Origin of the sequence: Anabaenopsis arnoldii, assembly GCF_028331025.1 — a bacterium.
GTDB classification, from domain to species: domain Bacteria; phylum Cyanobacteriota; class Cyanobacteriia; order Cyanobacteriales; family Nostocaceae; genus Anabaenopsis; species Anabaenopsis arnoldii.
Map to the genome: position 1 here is coordinate 41,383 of NZ_JAQMUH010000040.1, position 6,500 is coordinate 47,882.

Annotated in this window: 6 protein-coding genes; all 6 read left to right on the forward strand. The window is 41.7% G+C overall.

What is annotated here, in order from left to right:
* Window positions 1-54 precede the first annotated feature (54 nt).
* The 6 genes from thrS (at window position 55) to PN457_RS03365 (ending at window position 6,235) form a co-directional block, all read left to right on the forward strand.
* Window positions 55-1,908, forward strand: a complete 1,854-nt coding sequence (thrS, locus tag PN457_RS03340) for a threonine--tRNA ligase (protein WP_271731318.1) — start codon at window positions 55-57, stop codon at window positions 1,906-1,908.
* 115 nt (window positions 1,909-2,023) lie between these two features.
* Window positions 2,024-3,058, forward strand: a complete 1,035-nt coding sequence (locus tag PN457_RS03345) for a CobW family GTP-binding protein (RefSeq protein ID WP_271731319.1) — start codon at window positions 2,024-2,026, stop codon at window positions 3,056-3,058.
* Window positions 3,059-3,177: 119 nt separating this feature from the next.
* Window positions 3,178-3,828 carry a GTP cyclohydrolase I FolE gene (gene folE / locus PN457_RS03350; RefSeq protein WP_271731320.1) on the forward strand — a complete coding sequence of 217 codons (651 nt, stop codon included), beginning with the start codon at window positions 3,178-3,180 and terminating at the stop codon, window positions 3,826-3,828.
* A 165-nt stretch (window positions 3,829-3,993) separates the two neighbouring features.
* A complete protein-coding gene (gene hisI, locus PN457_RS03355; RefSeq protein ID WP_271731321.1) occupies window positions 3,994-4,341 on the forward strand; it encodes a phosphoribosyl-AMP cyclohydrolase in 348 nt (115 codons plus the stop codon).
* A 6-nt stretch (window positions 4,342-4,347) separates the two neighbouring features.
* Window positions 4,348-5,793 carry a cysteine--tRNA ligase gene (cysS, locus tag PN457_RS03360; RefSeq protein WP_271731322.1) on the forward strand — a complete coding sequence of 482 codons (1,446 nt, stop codon included), beginning with the start codon at window positions 4,348-4,350 and terminating at the stop codon, window positions 5,791-5,793.
* Window positions 5,794-5,875: 82 nt separating this feature from the next.
* Window positions 5,876-6,235 carry a hypothetical protein gene (locus PN457_RS03365; RefSeq protein WP_271731323.1) on the forward strand — a complete coding sequence of 120 codons (360 nt, stop codon included), beginning with the start codon at window positions 5,876-5,878 and terminating at the stop codon, window positions 6,233-6,235.
* Window positions 6,236-6,500: the final 265 nt, after the last annotated feature.

The window sequence follows — 6,500 nt, forward strand, 5'->3', positions numbered from 1 at the left end:
CTCATCTGGTTAATTGTGGGATATAATGATAACGGTTATCATTATTTTACGGCTATGGTTAGTTCAATCATCCGGTCTGAGGAGAAACTGCACCAGCAAGACCATGAACAGCTCATCAGGATTCGTCACACCTGCGCCCACATTTTGGCTATGGTTGTACAGAAGCTATTTTCAGGGACTAAGGTAGCAACTGGACCGGTGACAGAAACAGGCTTTTATTATGATTTTGATGCTCCTGTGAGTTTTACCCCGGAGGACTTGGAAAAAATTACCTTGGAAATGCGGCGGGTTATTCAGGCTAATTTACCCATCATCCGCGAAGAGGTACAACGTGGGGAAATTCAAACAGAAATTACTAACTTGGGGGAAACTTACAAAGGGGATATTTTAGCACGCATCCCCCTAGATGAAATTATTACCCGTTATTTTATCGGTAGTCCTGATGTTCCTGTGCAGCCTGAACCGTCATTATTTACAGTTGCATCAGGGGGGATGGTTAATCATAACTCTTGGTGGGACTTGTGCGCTGGACCCCATATCAACTTTACCGGGGAAATTCACCCCGATGCTTTTAAATTATTAAATGTGGCGGGTGCATATTGGCAAGGTGATGAAACTCAGCCGATGCTACAACGCATTTATGGTACAGCTTGGGAAACTCCAGAAGATTTACAAGCTTATTTAAAACAACGAGAGGAAGCATTACGGCGTGACCACAGAAAACTCGGTCAAGATTTGAATTTATTTAGTATTCAAGAAGATGCTGGTGGTGGGTTAGTTTTTTGGCATCCTAAAGGGGCGCAAATCCGCCATATCATTGAAGATTACTGGAAGCGATCGCACTTAGAAGCCGACTATCAACTACTATATACCCCCCATGTAGCTAATTTGGAACTGTGGAAAACATCGGGTCACTTTGATTTCTATAGAGAAAATATGTTTGATTCCATTGATGTGGAACAACAAGCATATCAACTCAAACCGATGAATTGTCCTTTCCACGTCCTCACCTATAAGCATCAACTCCACTCCTACCGAGAGCTACCCATTCGGATGTGTGAACTGGGTACTGTTTATCGTTATGAACGTTCTGGTGCTTTACACGGTTTGATGCGGGTAAGGGGATTTACTCAAGATGATGGTCATATTTTCTGTTTACCTGCACAAATAGCACCGGAAATTCTGGGAGTTTTAAATCTCACAGAACAGATTTTGTCAGACTTTGGCTTTACTAATTACGAAGTTAATTTATCTACCCGTCCTGAGAAATCAGTGGGAAATGATCATGTTTGGGAGTTAGCTACTGCTGCACTTAAACAAGCATTAGATACTAAGGGTTGGGACTATCTTATTGATGAAGGTGGTGGGGCGTTTTATGGCCCTAAAATCGACATTAAAATTAAAGATGCCATTGGTCGTAGTTGGCAATGTTCCACTATTCAAGTTGATTTTAACTTACCGGAACGCTTTAATATGGAATATGTTACCCCAGAAGGCGATCGCCAAAGACCAATTATGATTCATCGGGCTATCTTTGGTTCTTTAGAGCGATTTTTTGGGATATTAATCGAAAACTATGCTGGGGATTTTCCTCTATGGTTAGCACCAGTACAAATCAGACTTTTACCCGTTAGTGATGATGTCCGCGAATATGCGCAATCTGTCGCTACTACTTTCAAACAGTCCGGGATGCGGGTAGAAGTAGATTATAGTGGTGAACGACTGGGTAAGCAAATCCGCACAGCTGAATTAGAAAAAATCCCCGTAGTGGCGGTTATCGGTAAAAAGGAAGTGGAAAATCAGACTTTGAGTATCCGCACTAGACAAAATGGCGATTTAGGTGTATTGACCATCGATGAAATTTTACCACGGCTACAGGAAGCGATCGCTTCTAAGGGCTTAATCTAGATTTTTCACTCTTTGTGCGGATAATCCTTTCAATCCTGAAAATTATACATCTTATGGGGTTGGTATTCTACCCCCCAGGAATGACAAAACTTACTTGATCACCAACACAGATCATATGACTAGTTTCACACCATCTCAAACAAAGATTATACCGGAGATTCCTAAGCGGGGAATGCCGGTAACTCTGATTACTGGATTTTTAGGAAGTGGTAAAACTACACTCCTAAATCAAATCCTCAAAAATAAACAAGATTTAAAAGTTGCTGTTTTGGTGAATGAATTTGGGGATATTAATATTGATAGCCAATTGCTGGTTTCTATAGATGAAGACATGATGGAACTCAGTAATGGTTGTATTTGTTGTACCATTAATGATGGTTTGGTTGATGCTGTTTATCGGGTATTAGAAAGAGAAGACCGTATTGACTATTTGGTGATTGAAACTACTGGGGTAGCTGACCCGCTACCGATTATCCTCACGTTTTTAGGTACGGAACTCAGAGATTTAACTAACCTCGATTCTATTATTACTTTGGTGGATGCAGAAGCTTTTGACGCTGAACATTTTCAAAGTGAATCGGCTTTGAAGCAAATCACGTATGGTGATATTATTCTTCTCAATAAGGTTGACTTGGCAACTCCTGCTAAACTTCAAGAAGTGGAAGACTACATCTATGAGGTCAAAGCTGGGGCAAAAATTTTGCACACTCAATATGGAGAGGTGCCGTTACCATTACTTTTAGATACAGATTTAACACCTAAACAAGATTATCTCTCAATTGTAGAAGAAGATGAACACAAGGGGCATGATCACCATCATCACCATCATCACCATGAACATCACCATCATCACTCAGATCATTTAGATAATGATGGGTTTGTTTCTATTTCCTTCCAGAGCGATCGCCCCTTTGATGTTCACAGGTTTGAAGCTTTTCTGACTGAGGAAATGCCACCGGGTGTATTTCGTGCTAAAGGTATACTGTGGTTTGATGATAGTGATTTACGCCATATTTTTCAACTCAGCGGACCACGTTATAATTTACACGCTGACAACTGGTGTAGTCCACGTAAAAATCAACTCGTTTTTATTGGGAGAAATTTGAACCCTAGTGAAATTAACTCTCATTTGCATAAATGTTTGATATGATGAGAGGGTGTAAAGTTATGTTACACTCATTCATGAGTCAGGGTAAGTCAGCGGTAAATCACAACCGACATCTGAACAACTGACCACTTCAGTAAAACATTCCTTATAAAACTCAAAAAATGACTTTATCGATTCGTCCCGATCTAACTTCTGCCGATCAGGTACTATCGTCTTTAGTTGCTCAAAAGCAACCAAAAGTAACAGAAGCAGAAATGATGCAGGCTGTACGGACTTTGTTGATTGGATTAGGTGAAGATCCAGACCGCGAAGGACTCAAAGACACTCCCAAAAGAGTGATGAAAGCCTTGAAATTTCTTACAAAGGGATACACTGAATCTTTGGATGAACTGCTCAATGGTGCAGTATTTACAGAAGACGCCAATGAAATGGTGTTGGTTCGGGACATCGATATTTTCAGTTCCTGTGAGCATCATATCCTACCGATCATTGGCCGCGCTCACGTGGCTTATATACCTAATGGTAAAGTCATCGGTTTATCTAAAATAGCCCGCATTTGCGAAATGTACGCCCGACGTTTACAAGTACAGGAACGTCTGACTACCCAAATTGCTGACGCATTGCAAAGACTACTCAAACCCCAAGGTGTGGCGGTAGTAGTGGAAGCAACCCATATGTGTATGGTGATGCGCGGGGTGCAAAAACCCGGTTCTTGGACTGTTAGCAGTGCTATGCGGGGAATTTTCGCTGAAGATGGTCGGACTCGCGAAGAATTTATGAATTTAATCCGCCATAGTGCTAACTTTCATTAAATAGTTATCATAGGGCTGTATCTATATAGCTGCGGTAGTAAGTGTAGAGATGGGAGAATTCTTGTCTCTACATGAATCAAAATAGAATGTAACTGAATATACCATAAAAAGTATTTTTGCTTAAGTATTAAATAAATTGATTAAATACTCTAATGTGAAAATTCAGTGAGGAGAGAAACTATGGTAATTTCAGAATTACAATTTAATAGTCAAGGATTAATTCCGGCGATCGCCCAAGACTATAAAGATGGTACGGTGTTAATGATGGCGTGGATGAATCAGGAATCCCTAGAAAAAACCCTCGCCACAGGTGAAGCACATTACTGGAGTCGCTCGCGTTCCCAATTGTGGCACAAAGGGGCTACATCTGGGCACATTCAAAAAGTCAAAGAATTTTTGTATGACTGTGACGGCGACACTATCTTGATCAAAGTTGAGCAAATCGGTGACATTGCTTGTCACACAGGGGCGAGAAGCTGTTTCTTTAATTCTGTACAAATGACTAATTACTAATTAATTATGACCCTGACCATCTACAATACCCTCACCCATAAAAAAGAACCATTCCAACCCCAAGAACCTGGTAAGGTGAAAATGTATTGCTGTGGTGTCACGGTATACGATTACTGTCATCTGGGTCATGCACGCTCTTATATAGGTTGGGACGTAGTACGCCGGTATTTTCAATGGCGCGGTTACGAGGTTGAATATGTGCAAAACTTTACCGACATTGATGATAAAATTCTTAACCGCGCTAATTTAGAAGGAACTTCCATGGAGGAAGTTTCCCAACGCTACATAGATGCTTACTTTGAGGATATCAGACGGTTAAATGTGATGGATGCTTCAGCATATCCCCGTGTAACGGAAAATATCAGCAGTATTCACCAATTAATTCAGGAATTAGAAAAAAAAGGTTATGCCTACGCCACCAATGGTGATGTTTATTACAATGTGCATAAATTCTGTGAATATGGTAAACTGTCAGGGCGGGATGTGTCAGATATGCAAGCCGGGGCTAGTGGGCGGGTAGATGTAGAAGACCCATCAGGACAGAAAAAACAAAACTCGGCGGATTTTGCTCTGTGGAAAGGGGCTAAACCGGGGGAGCCAGCATGGAGTTCACCTTGGGGTTCAGGTCGTCCAGGATGGCACATTGAATGTTCGGCTATGGTCAGGTCATTACTAGGGGATACTATTGATATTCACGGCGGTGGTGGTGATTTAGTATTCCCCCACCATGAAAATGAAATCGCCCAATCGGAAGTGGTGACTGGTAAACCGTTGGCGCGTTACTGGATACACAATGGTATGGTAACGGTGAATGGTGAGAAAATGTCTAAGTCTTTGGGGAATTTTACCACAATTCGAGAGTTGCTGGATCAAGGTGTTGACCCGATGGTGGTAAGATTGTTTATCCTACAGGGACACTATCGCCGCCCTTTGGATTTTACTAAAGAGGCGATCGCCTCGGCGGAAAATGCCTGGAAAACCCTCAAGGAAGGGTTACTGTTTGGCTATCAGTACGGTGACAAGCTGGGACTGGAAACCGGGAAAGAGTTAATCCCTAATCCCTATATCGAGAGTTTTCAAGGGTCTATGGATGATGACTTTAATACACCGGGAGGATTGGCGGTTTTATTTGAACTGGCTAAGGAGTTACGCCGTCAAAGTAATCTGTTAACTCACCAAGGAAAAACAGACCTGACCCCAGGAGAAATTCAGCAGCAATGGCAAACTTTAGTCACCTTAGCTGGGGTATTAGGACTGGAAGCAGCACCAGAAGCCCCCACTGTCGCCCCTAGCAGGTTAACTGATGGGGAAATTGAAGTTTTAATCCAACAGCGACAAACAGCCCGTAAATCTAAGAATTTTGCGGAGGGCGATCGCATTCGTCAAAAATTACAGGAACTCGGCGTTACTTTAATCGATCAACCAGATGGTACGACTCGTTGGCATTCCTGATTAAGATTTACTTAAATCGTAAGATTTAATCGGATAATCTCAGCAGTCAGGATCGTTTTAGATTGTTTTACAAGGAACCCCGATGAATAAAAAGACTATACTGAGTTTACTTTCTACTCCCATGCTAGTTAGCTCAATTCTCGCTATGGGAGCAATGGCAAATCAAGCCCAGGCCGCAGAAACAGAACCAGACAACACAGACAAACTCAGCTGCATACAAAATGACCATATATGGCGTCCTGTGTGTGTGAGAGCTTCTGTATTGGCTAAAATCCCTGAATATCAACCCGGAGTAGAGTTTTCTAGCGATGAAAATGAAGTTCCCTTGCTAGGGTTTAATATTGAAGAAAGTGATATGGCGGTTGACTTATTTAACTGTGACTGTCCACAGTGTATTAATGCTTTGCGTCAAATGCGCGGTATGTCACCCTTAGTTTATTAGACATCTGTTGAAAAACTCTCCCCTTTCCTTGCTAAGGAGAGGGGTTGGGTAATTGAGGATGAGGAAAACTCTTGAGAGTTCCCAGAGGTTGTTTGTCAATTCATGATTAGTGTATCGAATATTATTTGACCCCACCCCCTTCCTTACAAGGGTAGGTTTTTAATATGATCTGTGAAGGCAAGACTACCGAAGACAAGGAAGGAAAGTGGACAAGGAAGATTTTATACGGACAATGGTCTTTTAATGGGCTATTTTTCTTACTAAG

Coding starts and splice junctions, on each gene's coding strand:
- thrS (WP_271731318.1), top strand. CDS start 55: ATGGTTAGTTCAATCATCCGGTCTGAGGAGAAACTGCACCAGCAAGAC.
- PN457_RS03345 (WP_271731319.1), top strand. CDS start 2,024: ATGACTAGTTTCACACCATCTCAAACAAAGATTATACCGGAGATTCCT.
- folE (WP_271731320.1), top strand. CDS start 3,178: ATGACTTTATCGATTCGTCCCGATCTAACTTCTGCCGATCAGGTACTA.
- cysS (WP_271731322.1), top strand. CDS start 4,348: ATGACCCTGACCATCTACAATACCCTCACCCATAAAAAAGAACCATTC.
- PN457_RS03365 (WP_271731323.1), top strand. CDS start 5,876: ATGAATAAAAAGACTATACTGAGTTTACTTTCTACTCCCATGCTAGTT.